Genomic DNA, 14,656 nt, shown 5'->3' with positions numbered 1-14,656 from the left:
CTTCGCCGATCGTTATCTGGAATATACATTTGACAGCCGTCACCGGCCAAAACGCCTGCCAGAGCACGAAAACGCGAACGGTTTCACGCCCGCTGGGTACGACGCCCGGCGCCGGGCGGAAGTTGCCACGAGCGGGGTGACATGTCCCACCGCGACTGTGAAGTCGATGGGCGCAGGCGACTGGTGTTACCGGTGGGGCCCCAGGGGGTGCTTCCTGGCCGGGGCGAGCCGGGCGGGGGACGTGTCGTCCCCGCACCCCATGGACAGCCTCACCATCCACGGAGCTCCGCTCAGCACCTCCCGGGGCCCAGGCCGCGTCCGGGAAGACACGGCCATCACCGACGATCCGGGGACCCGTCCGCCATGGGCGGAAGCGGACCGGGCGCGCACCGGATCGGCCGGCACGATGACCAGGGCGGCGGTCATCGCGCCAAGGCCACTGAGGGAAGGCAGTCGCTCCGGCGGCAGATGCCAGGTCGGAGCACTGGGGACGGCAGCACCGAAGCGAGCGGCGGTGTGGTGCGGAACCGGTCGCATCGGACTCTCCTCCTCATCGGCCTCACGATGGAGATGCACAGTTTGTACACCCTCCAGCACAGCCGGTGATGGCACGGGAGTGCGAGGGCACCGATGCGCCGGGATCGAGACCCAACCGAAACGGGCTCCGCTGACGTAGCAGCGAACTCGGGCCAGAATTGGAACAGCAGCCCGGCGGCGCTCAGGTGGTCCGTCGCCGGGCTGCTGGACCTCAATTCTCGCTCACAACTGCGCGGAAATGGTGGCCAGATGGTGACACGGCACAAGAATGCTGACAGGACAACAAATATCGCTAGGCGCATTCACGACGACACGGACAGTGCATACTGCGCTGGAACGCCCGCTCTACTCTGGAGTGGCGGTAGCGGACAGTGACCGCGCTCGGAAGGGAGGGGAGGGTTGTGAGCACAACCGACACGGAGCGTGCCGACCACCTACGCGTACTCGGGCTCAGTGACGACGAGATCAAGGTCTACCAGCACCTGCTGCGGACCGGTCCGTCGTCGATCACCGAACTGGACGAGGCGGTCCCCGACCGCGCCGCCGGGATCGACACGACCCTCGGCGGGCTGGTGCAGGCGGGCCTGGCCCGGCGGTCCGGCTCGGACCACTCCCGGTACCTGCCGGTCCCTCCGGACGCCGGCCTGGAGGCGATGACGCTGCGCCGCGAGTCCGAGCTGAAACAGGCCCGGATCGAGGTCCTGAACGCGTACGACGAGTTCCGCCGGACCGTGCACAACGAGTCGACCACGCACCTGATCGAGGTCGTCACCGGGAACGCGATCGTCGAGCGGATCCGGCAGATCAAGGGCGGTGCGCAGCGGGAGATCCTCGCCATCGACTCCCCGCCGTACTACATCGGCGGCCCGAACCAGGAGGAGATCGAGCACCTCAGGCGCGGCGTCTCCTACCGGGTCGTGTACTCGCCGGAGTCGGTCGAGGTGCCGGGCTACCTGACCGAGAACATCCTGCCCTGTGTGGAGGCCGGTGAGCAGGCCCGGGTGCTGCCCGACGTACCGGCGAAGCTGACCATCATCGACGGGTCGATCGCGTTCGTGTCGATGTCGGTGCGCGACACCGATGTGAACCGCTCGCTGCTGATCATCCGGCCGAGCAGCCTGCTGACCGCGCTGATCGGCATGTTCGAGCTGTGCTGGCGCAACGCGCTGCCGCTGCACGCCTCGGTCGGCGCCGAGGACGACCGGCTGGAGCCGATCGAGCGCCGGCTGCTGGCCCTGCTCGCGACGGGCGCCGCGGACGACACCATCGCGCGCACGCTCGGTATCAGCCGCCGTACCTTCTTCCGGTACCTCGAACGCCTGATGAACCGGACCGGCGCCAGCACCCGCTTCCAGCTGGCCCTGCACGCGGCCCGGGAGAACTGGCTCTAGTTGCCAAAGACAACAAAAGAACCTCGCCTCCGGAGCGGGGAATGAGAAGGGCTCCCGGCAGTGCCGGGAGCCCTTTGTTACAACGGCTTTCAGGATGCGGCGGCAGTGAACTCCTTCGCCACGACCTCGGCGATCTGAGCGGTGTTGAGGGCGGCACCCTTGCGCAGGTTGTCGCCGCAGACGAACAGCTCGAGTGCGTTCGGGTCGTCCAGCGACTTGCGCAGCCGGCCGACCCAGGTCGGGTCGGTGCCGACCACGTCGGCCGGGGTCGGGAACTCACCCTCGGCCGGGTTGTCGAACAGCAGTACGCCGGGCGCGTCCCGCAGTACCTCCCGGGCCCCGTCGGCGTCGACCTCCTGGGCGAACCGGGCGTGCACCGACAACGAGTGCGTGGTGATCACCGGCACCCGGACACAGGTCGCGGACACCTTCAGGTCGGGCAGACCGAGGATCTTGCGCGACTCGTTGCGGACCTTCAGCTCCTCCGAGGACCAGCCGTCCTCCTTGAGCGAGCCGGCCCACGGGACGACGTTCATCGCCAGCGGCGCCGGGAACGGTCCGAGGTCGTTGCCGATCACTCGGCGTACGTCGCCCGGCGTGGTGCCGAGATCGCGATTGCCGGCCACCTTCATCAGCTGGTCGTAGAGCGCGTCGATCCCGTCCTGGCCGGCCCCGGAGGCGGCCTGGTACGACGCGACCACCAGCTGCTCCAGCTCGTACCGGTGGTGCAGCGCGCCCATCGCCACGATCATCGACAGCGTCGTGCAGTTCGGGTTGGAGATGATGCCCTTCGGCCGGTTCCGGGCCGCCTCGGCGTTCACCTCGGGCACCACCAGCGGGACGTCCGGGTCCATCCGGAAGGCGCCGGAGTTGTCCACCACGACGGCACCCCGGGCGGCCGCGATCGGCGCCCACTGTGCCGACACCGCGTCCGGTACGTCGAACATCGCCACGTCGATGCCGTCGAAGGCGTCCTCGCTGATCGCGACGACCTCGACCTCCTCGCCGCGGACCTTGAGTTTCTTGCCCGCGGAGCGCTCGGACGCGATCAGCCGGATCTCTCCCCAGACGTTCTCCCGGGTCGAGAGCAGGGCCAGCATCACCGTCCCGACGGCGCCGGTCGCACCGACCACCGCCAGCGAGGGCAGGCCCGTCCGGTCCTCGGTCTCGTTGTCCAAAGCGCTCACAGGGGTCACCGTCCAGTTCCTCCGTACACGACAGCCTGGGTGTGCTCGTCGTCCAGGTCGAATGCGGTGTGCGCCGCGGTCACGGCGGCGTCCACCAGGTTCTCGTCCACGACCACCGAGATCCGGATCTCCGAGGTGGAGATCATTTCGATGTTCACGCCGGCGTCGGCGAGCGCGGAGAAGAATTTCGCCGATACGCCCGGGTGGGAGCGCATTCCGACGCCGACGACCGAGACCTTGCCGATCTGGTCGTCGTACAGCAACTGTTCGTAGCCGACCTCGTCCTTGGTCCGGGCCAGGGCGGACATCGCCCGAGCGCCGTCGACGCGGGGCAGCGTGAAGGAGATGTCGGTGCGGTTGGTGGCGACCGCCGACACGTTCTGCACGATCATGTCGATGTTGGTCTCGGCGCCCGCGACCGTCTCGAAGATCCGGGCCGCCTCACCGGGCTTGTCCGGTACGCCGACGACGGTGATCTTGGCCTCGTTGCGGTCCTGGACCACGCCGGAGATGATCGCCTGTTCCATCTGATTCAGCTCCTTCGCATCGACGACCCAGGTGCCTTCCTTCTGCGAGAAGGAGGAGCGCACATGGACGGGGACGTTGTAGCGCCGCGCGTACTCGACGCAGCGCAGGTGCAGCACCTTGGCGCCGCAGGCGGCCATCTCGAGCATCTCCTCGTAGGAGATCTTCGGGATGTGCTTCGCGGCCGGCACGATCCGCGGGTCCGCGGTGAAGATGCCGTCCACGTCGGTGTAGATCTCGCAGTAGTCCGCCTCCAGCGCGGCGGCCAGCGCGACCGCGGTGGTGTCGGAGGCGCCGCGGCCCATCGTGGTGATGTCCTTGGTGTCCTGGGCGACGCCCTGGAACCCGGCCACGATCGCGACGTGACCCTCGCCGAGCGCCTCCTCGATCCGGCCCGGCGTGATGTCGATGATCCGCGCGTTGCCGTGCGCGGAGGTGGTGATGACACCGGCCTGCGAGCCGGTGAACGAGCGGGCCTCGTAGCCCAGGTTCGCGATCGCCATCGCCAGCAGTGCGGCCGAGATCCGCTCACCCGAGGTGAGCAGCATGTCCAGCTCGCGAGGTGGCGGCAACGGGGAGACCTGCTGGGCCAGGTCCATCAGCTCGTCGGTGGTGTCACCCATGGCGGAAATGACCACCACCACGTCGTTCCCGGCCTTCTTCGTCGCGACGATCCGTTGGGCCACGCGCTTGATGCAATCGGCGTCAGCGACCGAAGAACCGCCGTACTTGTGCACGACGCGTCCCACAGGTGTGTCTCCTCAAACCACTGGTTGCGGTACGCCGTGCGGCGTTGCACCAGGCGTAGTCTCGGGCCTCATTCTAGCCGTGACTTGTTCGTTGCCTACCCGCTGACCAGCAGCCGGTCCGGCTGTCCGGCCGATCCGTGCCACCCCGGAAGGTTCGCGGCGACGGTGCGGACCGGCCGGAAACCGTCCGACCGGTGCGGCCTCTTGTTCATATAAGTCATCACTGAAATACTTCGATCCGTGCACGCGTTCGACATCCTCGGCGATCCGGTCCGGCGCCGGATCCTGGAACTGCTGGCCGACGGCGAGCTGCCGGCCGGCAGTATCGCCGCGGCGATCGGCAGCGAGTTCGGCATCAGCCAGCCGGCCGTCTCCCAGCACCTCAAGGTGCTGCGCGACAACGGCTTCGCCACCGTCACCGTCGACGGCACCCGGCGGCTGTACGCCGTCGACCCCGGACCACTGCGGGAGATCGACAGCTGGCTGGACCGGTACCGCAAGTTCTGGACCAATCGGCTCGACGCCCTCGAGACCGAGATCCGCCGCGGCCGCCGGAAAGTTTCTTCGGACTGAGTGTCGATCCGGGCCGGTGCGGGTCGACGCGTCGGTGAGAGCAACCGCTGAGACCGAGGAGTCACCACCATGAAGAAGATCATCGCCGGCCTGTTCATCTCGCTCGACGGGGTCGCCGAGGCACCCGCGACCTGGCACTTCCCGTACTTCGACGACGCGATGGGCGCGGCCATCGACGCGATCTGGACGCGCTCGGACACGATGCTGCTGGGCCGGAAGAGCTGGCAGGAGTTCGCCGGCTTCTGGCCCAGCAACCCGGAGGCCGAGGGTGCGGACTTCATGAACGGCATCCCCAAGCTGGTCGTCTCGAACACGCTGGACAGCGTCGACGAGTGGCAGAACTCGACCCTCCTGCCGGGCGACCCGACCGAAACGCTGCCGAAGCTCAAGGAAGGCACCGGCAAGGACATCAGCATCAGCGGCAGCCTCACGCTGACCCGCGCCCTGCTGCAGGCGAAGCTGGTCGACGAGCTGCACCTCCTGATCCACCCGATCGCCCTCGGCTCCGGCGCCCGCCTCTTCGACGGTGGCGAGCACGTCCCGCTGGAGCTCCTGTCCAGTACGACGTTCCCCACCGGCGTGTTGCACACCGTGTACGGCCCGGCCTGAAACATTCGGGCCCTGGACTGCATCTGGGTTGGTAAGGAGACCCAGAGGAGCAGTGAATGCGGAACATCGTCGCCAGGCTGTGCATGTCGGAAGACGGGATCGTGGACCGGCCGGAGTACTGGCTGCCCGAAACCGGTCTGGCCGATGTGCTCGACCGGTTGGTGACCGGCGCGGAGACGGTGCTGCTCGGACGGAGCACGTTCGAGGAGTACGCCGCCCCCGTGGCCCGCTACCACCAGGCCGTCGTACCGCTGGATCGGGCTCGCAAGCTGGTGGTCGCGTCCAGGCCGGTGATCGCACGACCGCACACCGAGGTGCTGCAAGGGGATCCGCACCGGGTGTTGCGGGCGTTGAAGCACGTGCCGGGTGCCGACATCCATGTCGTCGGCAGCGTGAAACTGGTCCGGTCGCTGCTTCGGTGGCGGCTGATCGATGAGATGTCGCTGCTCATCCATCCGGTCCAGGCCGGCTTCGGCTCTCCCCTGTTCGCGGATCCGCGGGCGCTGCGGCTGATCTCGATGTGCGCGGGCGGTTCCGGCGTACTGGAGGCGAGCTACCGGGTGGACTACGCGGCGACCGCGACCTCTTCCACGTCGGCATCGGCCGGCCGGTGGGGCGGGACGTGGAGCACGGCCAGCGTCGCCAGCACCGCGAGAACGGCCATCAGGACCCACGCGTAGCGGACACCGAACGCCTCGACCACCGCGCCGGCCACCGCGGACCCGACGGCGGAGCCGATCATCCCGCCGCTGAGCATCCAGCCGAAGATCTCGGTCCGGGCCGAGGCCGGCGTCATCACGCCCAGCCGCTCGTAGATCGCGCCGATCGTCGGCGCGATCAGGCAGCCGGCCGCGAACAGCATCACCGCCAGCGCGACCACCGACGAGGTGGCGAACACGCAGCCGGTGACGAGCACCGCCATCGCCAGCATCCGCCGCCAGACGTACGAGTCGCGCCGGCCAGGCAGTGCGCCGCCGACGAGACCGCCGAGCAAGCTGCCGAGCGCGGCCACCGTCTCGAGTACGCCGGCGATCAGCCGGTTGCCGTGCTCGTCGGCGAACGCGACGATGCCGAGCGACATCGACGCGAAACCCGTGACCATGCAGGCGAAGGCGATCAGCAGCCCTAACCGGTGCTTGTGGAACACCAACTCCCGCGCGGTCGGCCGGGGCTCGTCGGTTTCCTCGTGCGGCGTGCACGGCTGCTGCTTGAGACCGAACCACCAGATGGCCGCGGCCGCCGTCACCGCACACGCCAGCAGACCGGCTCGCGGACTGGCGAAGCTGACGATCACGGCACCGAGCATCGGGCCGACGACGAACAGGAGCTCCTGAGCGGTCGCGTCCAGCGCATAGATCGCGCGCAGCCGCGCACCCTGCACGAGCCGAGGCCAACTGGCCCGCAAGGCCGAGGTCACCGGCGCCACGAACATCCCGGCCAGCGCCGCCGCGATCGGCAGCACCCGGTACCAGCTGTCCGGCAGCAGCGCGACGACGGCCATCAGGACACCCCACGCCATCCCGGTCCCGATCAGGACCCAGCGCGCGCCCTTCCGGTCCGCCCGGCGCGACCACACCACGCTGGCGATCGCCGTACCGACGGAGTAGGCACCGGCCACGACGCCGGCCCAGCCGAAGTTGCCGGCGGCATCCTTGGCCAGGAACGCCAGCGGCACCATCGTCGCCATCACCGGCATCCGCGCGATCAGGGCCGACGCCAGCAGCGCCATCACACCGTGGGTCTTCCAGAGATCGCGGTACGACGTCAGGTCCATGGAGTGCATTCTGTCCTGACATACCGGCGAGCACCTCAGGATTTCTCCCTATCTGGATGGGTGTCGGGTATGCGAACATATGTTCGTGTCGGATCAGCGTGCGGCCACCATCCTGCATGCCGACCTGGACGCCTTCTACGCGTCGGTCGAGCAGCGGGACGACCCACGCCTGCGCGGCCGGCCGGTGATCGTCGGCGGCGGCGTGGTCCTCGCCTGCAGTTACGAGGCCAAGGCGTACGGCGTCCGGACCGCGATGAACGGTGGACAGGCGCTCCGCCGCTGTCCCGGCGCGATCATCGTCGAGCCCCGGATGTCGGCGTACTCCGAAGCCAGCAAAGCGGTGTTCCAGGTCTTCGAGAACACCACGCCGTTGGTCGAGGGACTGTCGATCGACGAGGCGTTCCTCGACGTCGGCGGACTGCGGAAGATCTCCGGGACGCCGCTGGAGATCGCTCGGCGGTTGCGGGCCGATGTGATGTCGCAGGTCGGGTTGCCGATCACGGTCGGGGTGGCGCGGACGAAGTTCCTGGCGAAGGTGGCCAGCGGGGTGGCGAAGCCGAACGGTCTGCTCGAGGTGGCGCCGGACAAGGAGTTGGAGTTTCTTCATCCGTTGGATGTCGAGCGACTCTGGGGCGTGGGCGAGGTGACCGCGGAGAAGTTGCGCAACCGCGGGCTGACCAAGGTCGGCGATGTCGCGATCCTGCCGGAGGCGGCGCTGGTGGCGATGCTCGGGCGAGCGTCCGGCCGGCATCTGCATGCGCTGGCGCACAACCGGGACCCCCGGCCGATCGAGGTGGGCCGACGGCGGCGGTCGATCGGATCGCAGCGGGCGCTGGGACGGTCGCCCAAGTCGCCTGAGCGGCTCGACGCCGTACTGGCCGGGCTGGTCGATCGGGTGACCCGGCGGATGCGGACGGCGGGGCGGGCCGGGCGGACGGTCACGCTGCGGCTGCGGTTCGACGACTTCAGCCGGGCGACCAGGTCGCATACGTTGCCCCAGGCAACGGATCAGACGCGGGCGATCCTGGTCACCGCGCGGGCGTTGCTGTCCGCGGCTCGGCCGATGATCGCGACGCAGGGGATCACCATGATCGGCATCTCGGTCGGCAACCTGGAGAACGAGGCGGCACTGCAGTTGGCCTTGCCGTTCGACAAGGCGTCGAACGACGAGCTCGACTCGGCCCTGGACTCGGTGAAGGACAAGTTCGGCACGAACGCGATCACCCGCGGGATCCTGCTCGGCCGCGACCAGGGCCTGACGGTGCCGATGCTGCCGGACTAATAGTTGTTGTCGTGGAGGTGGCCGGCGTACCAGTTCAGGGCGGCCTGGAGCTCGTTGAGTTGGTGGGTGCGGCGCCGGGCGGAACGCTCGTGGGCGACGGGGTAGAGCTTTCGGCCGCCGTGATGGAGGCGGGTCGGCGTCGGCAGGGTGGCGTCGTGATTGAGCCAGGCGACCAGCCAAGGTCTGCGAATGTCGCCGACGATGCGGATGCGGGTCACCGAGGACCACGGGATGGCTGCCTGGTGGTATCCCCTGGTGATGGCCAGGCCTTCTGGTGACAGGTGGAGTACAACGCGGCGTCTGAGGAGCAGGCGCCAGTTGCGGACTGCGAAGTACAGGCTGATCGCGGTCGCGATACTGCCGATCACCACGCCGGACGGGTCTGGTGTGGGTGTCTCGCGCGGCATGCAGACGGCGGCGAGGAGCGTGGTGATCACGGCGATGATCGCGGGTCTTGTCCTCGTGGTGGTGAAGGTGGCGCCGGTCTGCTGCGGAGGGGTGGGGTGCGGGGTCGCTAGGTGCTGGATGAGTGCCGGGTGCTGCACGAGCGCCTCATGCTGCGCGGGTGCCTCGTGCTGAGCGTTCACGTGGTGCTGCACGGGTGCGTCGTGCTGCACGGGCGTCGGGTGCTGCACGGGCGTCGGGTGCTGCGTGGGCGGCTCGTGCTGCGCGGGCGTCGGGTGCTGCGTGGGCGGCTCGTGCTGTGCGGGTGCGTGGTGCTGCGCAGGCGTTGGCGGCTCGGGGAGGAGTTTGGTGGGGGCGATGATCGTCGCGGGCGGTGGAGTGATGATCGCGGTGTTCGCCGGCGAGCCCACGAGTTCCAGCAGCTCGGCGGGGGTCGGGCGATGGGCAGGATCTCTTGCCAGGCAACGGCGTACGAGCTCCTGCAACGGTTCGGGCAGCGGCGGGATCTGGGGCTGCTCGTGGACGATCCGATGCAGCAACGAGGCCGGATTGCCGGTCGCGAACGGACCGCGGCCGGACGCCGCGAACACCAGCACCGCACCCAGCGCGAACATGTCGCTCGGCGGGCCGATCGTCGTCCCCGTGATCTGCTCGGGTGACAGGTAGCCCGGCGTACCGATGACCACACCGGTCGCCGTCAGGTTAACCTCCTCGAGGGCGCGAGCGATGCCGAAGTCGATCACCCGCGGACCGTTGTCGGTCAGGACGATGTTCGACGGTTTGAGATCGCGATGGACCAGCCCGCTGCGGTGGATCGCGCCGAGCGCCTCGGCGAGCCCGCCCGCGAGCGAACGCACACCGCCAGGCATCAGCGGGCCCGACGTGTCGATCGCCTTCTGCAGCGTCGGTCCGGACAGGTACTCGGTGACCAGCCACGGAGGTTCGGCGTCCGGATCGGCATCGACGACGGCGGCCGTGAACGCGCCACTGACCTTCCGCGCGGCCTCGATCTCGCGGGCGAACCGGGCCCGGAAGCCGTCGTCACCGGCCAGTTCGTCGCGGACCACCTTCACCGCGACCAGGCGACCGCCGGGCGACCGCGCCAGGTACACCGCACCCATCGCGCCACGACCGAGCCGGGCCTGGATCGCGAACGACCCGATCGTCGCCGGATCCCCTGGGTGCGTTGTCATCGGGGAGTCAGGCTAACGCGGTTCAGGACCGCGGGTAACCGATCTCGGCGATGCCTTCGGACAGATCCGACAGCCGGCGCTGACGATTGAGCGACGTGACGACGTACTCGGTCAGTGGCATCAGCGCGTAAACGTGCCGTATCGGCTCGAGGTCGAGGGCCAGCTCGTAGTAGTCCTCGGCGAAGGTCAGGTACGCCTCCGGGCGACCGTCCGCGAGCACCTCGAAGAGTTGGTCGGCGCCGTCCTTGTCGACACCTTCGACCGGACCACATCGCCACTGCGTGTCGGCCGTCGTACGCCAGAAGGCGACCGTCGCACGGGGCGAGCCCAGCGGGTCCCAGAACGCCTTGTCGTCCCGCGCGTTCTGGAACACCTCCGGCACGCCGTCGATCAGACCCGGCCAGGGCCGCATGTCATTCACGTACGGCGACATCGGCGACTCGTGGTCGAACCCGTACCCGAACGCACCGTCGGCCGAGAACACGATCGAGTACTCGTTCCCCGACCCGTCCCGCATCAACGCGGCCTCTTCGGTCTCCGACCACCGCGCGTCGAACGAGAAGTAGTTCGCAGCCCCGTCGTCGTTCAGCACCAGATCAAGCACCGCCAACGCCCGGCTGATCCTCCTGACAGTCGCCGGATCAGGCATCCGCTGAATCACCTCGAAGACAGACACCGACCTATTCAAGCCGCACTAGAAGGTCGCGTCGAGATAGCGACGGCCGTATCCGGTGATCGCCGCGCGGACGTCCTTCAGTTCCCTCCAGCGGTGCTTCACCGATCGCCCGTGGGCGACCGGGAAGAGCTTGTAGGCGCCGTCGTTACGACGGGACGCGGGTACGTCGGCCGGACTCTGCAGGGGATCGAGCCACGCCACCACCCACGGCCGGCTGGTGTCTCCGTCGATACGGATCTGCCCGACCGCGTTCCACGGCACGCTCAGCTCCCGATCACCGCGCCGCAGAGTCAGCGCCGCCGGCGTCAACCGCAGCTCGGCCGGTCGTCTGAGGACGACGCGCCAACTGCGGAAGGCGGTGACCAGGCAGACCAGGCACAGGACGTGCAGGACCAGCTTGATCGTGAGAGTTTCCCGGGTGTAGGACAGCTCGTGCGGCACCAGGGCGAGGCCGACCAACGTCGTGATCACCGCGACGACCGCCGGGCGCGTCCTGGTGGTGGTGAAGGACGCGCCGACGTGCGTTTGCTCTTGCATACAAGCCTCCTGACCGGAACCGAGCTCTCACCGTAGTGGCTGAGGAACCTCGGCGGCGCCGGTCAGTCGAGTGCCTGTGGATAACTCTCGACGGCGCTGGTCAGCGACGCTGGACGACCTCTTCGGCGACCTCGACCAACTCACGGTCGGTGGCCTCGGTCTCGGCGTCGTGGGCCGGCTCCAGCCGGTCGTGCGCGATCAGCGACTGGATGGCTCGCAGTACTGCGCTCGCCGCGGCACCCCACGTGGACACGTAGGAGAACTGCCACCACCAGAGCGCCTCGATGATCCGGCCCTCTTCGTAGTGCGCCAGGCCGTGCACGAGGTCGGTCGCGATCGCGGTGAGGTCGTCGGACAGCCGGTTCACGGTGATCTCGGGCGGGGCGGCGTACGGGTCGAAGACCTCGGCGTACTCGTCCAGGCCCTCGAACAGCACCGCCAGCCGGTCCCGCATCGCGTCCAGATCCGGGTCGGGACCCGCGTCGCTCTCGAACCGCTCCTCCGGTACGAAGTCCTCGAACGCACCCAGCCGGCCGCCGGCGAGCAGCAACTGGCTCACCTCGAGCAGCAGGTACGGCAGCGAGGCGAGTCCCTCGTCGACACCGTCCTCGTCCGGCTGCGCCGCGATGTCGCGCACCGAGATCAGGAAGCTCTGCACCTGGTCGGCGATCTGCTCGGCGAACTCGGCGAGATCCTCGGAGTCCGTGCCCAATGCGCGTTCTGCAATATCTGTCGGTTCAGTCATCGATCGATCGTCGCCCTTCAAACGCCCGTCCGAGGGTGACCTCATCGGCATACTCGAGGTCACCGCCTACTGGAAGTCCACTAGCCAATCGGGTGACGCGCAACCCCATGGGCCGGAGCAACCGGCTCAGGTACGTGGCGGTCGCCTCACCCTCCAGGTTCGGGTCGGTGGCCAGAATGATCTCGGTCACCTCACCGCCGGCCAGCCGCTGGAGGAGTTCTTTGATCCGCAACTCGTCCGGACCGATCCCCTCGATCGGCGAGATCGCCCCGCCGAGCACGTGGTACCGGCCGCGGAATTCCCGGGTCCGCTCGATCGCGACCACGTCCTTGGCCTCCTCGACCACACAGATCAGGCTCAGGTCGCGGCGCGGGTCACGGCAGATCCGGCACTGCGCCTCCTCCGCGACATTGCCGCAGATCTCGCAGAACTTGACCCGCTCCTTCACCTGCACGAGCACATGGGCGAGCCGGCGTACGTCGGTCTCGTCGGCGGACAGCAGATGGAACGCGATGCGCTGTGCGGACTTCGGACCGACGCCGGGCAACCGGCCGAGCTCGTCGATGAGGTCCTGGACGGCCCCCTCGTACACGTCAGCCCGGGTTCTGACCGGGCAACCCGGCCCCGCTACCCGGGTTGACGAACCCGACCCCACGACCGCCAGTGCCGCTCGCGCCCGAACCACTCACGCCGGTGCTGCCTGCGCTGGAACCGCCCGCGCTCGTCCCGCTCCCGCTCGTCCCACTCGCGCTCGCGCCGTCCGCGCCTGAACCGGTCCCGCCGGCGCTCGAACCGCTCGGGCTGGTGTTGCCCGAGCTCGAACCACCCGCGCTCGAACCACCCGCGCCTGAACCGCCTGCGCTGGAGCCGCTCGCGCCGGTGCCGGGACCGCTGTCGTCGTCCGTCGTCTCACCGCTGCTCGGCGTACTCCCACCGGGGAGGCTTCCGCCGGGCGCTCCCGTCGCACCGGGCAGGGCGAACCCGGCCGGCGCGGACGAACCGCCGCCGAACCCAGGTCCTTCGGAGCCGAAGCCCGGAATCCCACCGGCCAGCGGGCCCATCGCGCGGGCCGCGGCCTCCTTGGCGTTCTCGGAGGCGTCACGCACGGCGGCGACGACCAGATCGGCGAGCGTCTCGGTGTCGTCCGGGTCGACGGCTTCCTGCTTGATCGTCAGGCTCAGCAACTCGCCGGTCCCGGACACGAGCGCGGTCACCAGCCCACCACCTGCCGAGCCCTCGATCTCCTGGCTCTCCAGGTTGGCCTGGGCCTCCATCAACTGGTTCTGCATCGCCTGCGCCTGCGCGAGCAGGTCGGACATATCGAAGCCGCCAGCACCGCCACCGTCGAACACCGCGATCTCCTCGTCGAGCCGCTACCTGTCACCGAGCCTCAACCCTAGCCGGTCGCCCGGACAACCCCACCCGCCGCCGTCCCCCAACCAGAAACCGACCGGTCTCCCCAGCCTTTCCACAACCCTGTGGACACCTTTATCCACACCCTGTGAATCCTGTGGAGCCCCGCCCGCCCCGGTCCACCCACGCTCTCCACAGCCCTGTGGACGACCGACCGCCCCCTGCCCGGGCGACCCGGCTTGCCGACGTGGGGCTACGGCTTCTCCCAGCCGGTCGTGACGACGTAGTCCGTGTACCAGGTGGTCAGCTCGATGAGCGGCCGGAGCGCCTCGCCGATCAGGCCGACGTTGTTGGTGTCGATCGGCTTCTCGGCGTACACGGACCGCCGCTTGAGGAGGTCGGCGCGTGGATGGCCGGCCGGGTACTCGCGCGGCATCCGAGCGGCGATCGGCCCGGTGAGCTCGAACCCGTCGCGGCTCAGCGCGCCGACGATCCCGGCGAGCTCGCCACCGCTGTCCTCGGCATCGACCATGGCGCGGAACCGCCGCACCTGATCGCTCTCCGGATGCGCCGAACCACCCCCGAGCACGAGCCCATCCAGATCGAACGTGAACGAGATGCGCACCCGTCGCGCGATCCAAGCCGTAGCGTTCTGGCGCTGCCACGCGGCCGGCCGGTCAGACATCCCACCCAACCAGAACCTGCCGAATTCACCATCCGCATTGAGCTCATCGCAAAGCTCCTGCAACGGCCCGCGGACATACCGCTCCAGGTCATCCCGATGCGTCTCCAACTGAGCAGGACTCGGATCCCCCTCAAGATCCACCAGCACATCAAACGCCGCATCAGTCCACCCTCGGAAACCCATACAAGCAATCTGCCACCCCCACCGACAACCCACCGCCGGTCGCGGGATTGGTCGCCGGTGGTCGCCGTGGATGGTCGTCGGCGCCGGGGGGATGGTCGCCGCCGAGGAAGAGCGCCGTCGGCGCTGGTCGTCGGCGGCGGTGCCGGTGGTCGCCGGCGGTCGTGGTGGCCGGGGATGATCGTCGTCGGTCGTGGTCGGCGGCGGTGGTCGCCGCGGATGATCGCCGGGGATGGCGGTCGTCGGCGTGGTGGT

15 protein-coding genes are annotated in these 14,656 nt (G+C 68.8%); 5 read left to right on the top strand and 10 right to left on the bottom strand.

Translation table 11 applies throughout. The features are described from left to right. The first annotated feature begins 938 nt into the window (after positions 1–938). The gene (locus tag ACGFIF_RS32800) at positions 939–1,928 is read left to right on the top strand and encodes a helix-turn-helix domain-containing protein (RefSeq protein WP_393159963.1); all 990 of its coding nucleotides are present in this window, start codon (positions 939–941) and stop codon (positions 1,926–1,928) included. A gap of 89 nt (positions 1,929–2,017) precedes the next feature. On the opposite strand, the gene ACGFIF_RS32795 is transcribed toward ACGFIF_RS32800, so the two are convergent. Both ACGFIF_RS32795 and ACGFIF_RS32790 read right to left on the bottom strand, forming a co-directional pair. Continuing rightward, a complete protein-coding gene (locus ACGFIF_RS32795; RefSeq protein ID WP_393159962.1) occupies positions 2,018–3,124 on the bottom strand; it encodes an aspartate-semialdehyde dehydrogenase in 1,107 nt (368 codons plus the stop codon). Beyond that, complete coding sequence (locus ACGFIF_RS32790) at positions 3,121–4,389, bottom strand: aspartate kinase (protein WP_393159961.1); 1,269 nt, start codon at positions 4,387–4,389, stop codon at positions 3,121–3,123. Before ACGFIF_RS32790 ends, ACGFIF_RS32795 begins: the two co-directional genes overlap by 4 nt. A gap of 240 nt (positions 4,390–4,629) precedes the next feature. Between ACGFIF_RS32790 and ACGFIF_RS32785 the strand changes: the two genes are divergently transcribed. From ACGFIF_RS32785 to ACGFIF_RS32775, 3 genes are all read left to right on the top strand, one after another. Continuing rightward, positions 4,630–4,962 (top strand): ArsR/SmtB family transcription factor, encoded by a 333-nt coding sequence (locus tag ACGFIF_RS32785; RefSeq protein WP_393159960.1) that lies wholly within the window; start codon positions 4,630–4,632, stop codon positions 4,960–4,962. A gap of 69 nt (positions 4,963–5,031) precedes the next feature. Further along, entirely contained in the window at positions 5,032–5,571 is a 540-nt protein-coding gene (locus ACGFIF_RS32780; RefSeq protein ID WP_393159959.1) for a dihydrofolate reductase family protein, read from the top strand. 56 nt (positions 5,572–5,627) lie between these two features. Further along, on the top strand, positions 5,628–6,251 hold the full coding sequence (locus ACGFIF_RS32775; protein ID WP_393159958.1) for a dihydrofolate reductase family protein: 624 nt from the start codon (positions 5,628–5,630) through the stop codon (positions 6,249–6,251). Here the strand turns inward: ACGFIF_RS32775 and ACGFIF_RS32770 are convergent. Then, positions 6,137–7,345 carry an MFS transporter gene (locus tag ACGFIF_RS32770; RefSeq protein WP_393159957.1) on the bottom strand — a complete coding sequence of 403 codons (1,209 nt, stop codon included), beginning with the start codon at positions 7,343–7,345 and terminating at the stop codon, positions 6,137–6,139. The two genes, ACGFIF_RS32775 and ACGFIF_RS32770, sit on opposite strands and share 115 nt — an antisense overlap. Positions 7,346–7,424: 79 nt before the next feature. Here ACGFIF_RS32770 and dinB point away from each other — a divergent pair, with 79 nt between their 5' ends. Next, positions 7,425–8,627: a DNA polymerase IV gene (gene dinB / locus ACGFIF_RS32765; RefSeq protein ID WP_393159956.1), complete on the top strand. Its 1,203-nt coding sequence runs from the start codon at positions 7,425–7,427 to the stop codon at positions 8,625–8,627. Here the strand turns inward: dinB and ACGFIF_RS32760 are convergent. From ACGFIF_RS32760 to ACGFIF_RS32730, 7 genes are all read right to left on the bottom strand, one after another. Next, positions 8,624–10,225 carry a protein kinase gene (locus tag ACGFIF_RS32760; protein ID WP_393159955.1) on the bottom strand — a complete coding sequence of 534 codons (1,602 nt, stop codon included), beginning with the start codon at positions 10,223–10,225 and terminating at the stop codon, positions 8,624–8,626. The two genes, dinB and ACGFIF_RS32760, sit on opposite strands and share 4 nt — an antisense overlap. A 22-nt stretch (positions 10,226–10,247) precedes the next feature. Next, positions 10,248–10,901: a hypothetical protein gene (locus ACGFIF_RS32755; RefSeq protein WP_393159954.1), complete on the bottom strand. Its 654-nt coding sequence runs from the start codon at positions 10,899–10,901 to the stop codon at positions 10,248–10,250. Between the two features lie 18 nt (positions 10,902–10,919). Next, a complete protein-coding gene (locus ACGFIF_RS32750) occupies positions 10,920–11,438 on the bottom strand; it encodes a hypothetical protein (protein WP_393159953.1) in 519 nt (172 codons plus the stop codon). A 100-nt stretch (positions 11,439–11,538) separates the two neighbouring features. After that, entirely contained in the window at positions 11,539–12,183 is a 645-nt protein-coding gene (locus ACGFIF_RS32745) for a DUF5063 domain-containing protein (protein WP_132214275.1), read from the bottom strand. Beyond that, complete coding sequence (recR, locus tag ACGFIF_RS32740; RefSeq protein ID WP_393159952.1) at positions 12,176–12,775, bottom strand: recombination mediator RecR; 600 nt, start codon at positions 12,773–12,775, stop codon at positions 12,176–12,178. Before recR ends, ACGFIF_RS32745 begins: the two co-directional genes overlap by 8 nt. Position 12,776: 1 nt before the next feature. After that, on the bottom strand, positions 12,777–13,535 hold the full coding sequence (locus ACGFIF_RS32735; protein ID WP_393159951.1) for a YbaB/EbfC family nucleoid-associated protein: 759 nt from the start codon (positions 13,533–13,535) through the stop codon (positions 12,777–12,779). A gap of 254 nt (positions 13,536–13,789) precedes the next feature. Next, positions 13,790–14,221: a DUF2461 family protein gene (locus ACGFIF_RS32730; protein WP_393159950.1), complete on the bottom strand. Its 432-nt coding sequence runs from the start codon at positions 14,219–14,221 to the stop codon at positions 13,790–13,792. Between the last annotated feature and the right edge of the window lie 435 nt (positions 14,222–14,656).

This window comes from Kribbella sp. NPDC049174 (assembly GCF_043197365.1).
Lineage (GTDB): Bacteria > Actinomycetota > Actinomycetes > Propionibacteriales > Kribbellaceae > Kribbella.
The sequence above is the reverse complement of the archived record's forward strand: the minus strand, read 5'-3'. Positions and strand labels throughout refer to the sequence as shown.

Excerpts from the sequence above, each read along its gene's own strand:
- ACGFIF_RS32780 (WP_393159959.1), top strand. The coding sequence starts at position 5,032 with ATGAAGAAGATCATCGCCGGCCTGTTCATCTCGCTCGACGGGGTCGCC.
- ACGFIF_RS32775 (WP_393159958.1), top strand. The coding sequence starts at position 5,628 with ATGCGGAACATCGTCGCCAGGCTGTGCATGTCGGAAGACGGGATCGTG.
- ACGFIF_RS32770 (WP_393159957.1), bottom strand. The coding sequence starts at position 7,345 with ATGGACCTGACGTCGTACCGCGATCTCTGGAAGACCCACGGTGTGATG.
- dinB (WP_393159956.1), top strand. The coding sequence starts at position 7,425 with ATGTTCGTGTCGGATCAGCGTGCGGCCACCATCCTGCATGCCGACCTG.
- ACGFIF_RS32760 (WP_393159955.1), bottom strand. The coding sequence starts at position 10,225 with ATGACAACGCACCCAGGGGATCCGGCGACGATCGGGTCGTTCGCGATC.
- ACGFIF_RS32750 (WP_393159953.1), bottom strand. The coding sequence starts at position 11,438 with ATGCAAGAGCAAACGCACGTCGGCGCGTCCTTCACCACCACCAGGACG.
- ACGFIF_RS32745 (WP_132214275.1), bottom strand. The coding sequence starts at position 12,183 with ATGACTGAACCGACAGATATTGCAGAACGCGCATTGGGCACGGACTCC.
- ACGFIF_RS32730 (WP_393159950.1), bottom strand. The coding sequence starts at position 14,221 with ATGTCTGACCGGCCGGCCGCGTGGCAGCGCCAGAACGCTACGGCTTGG.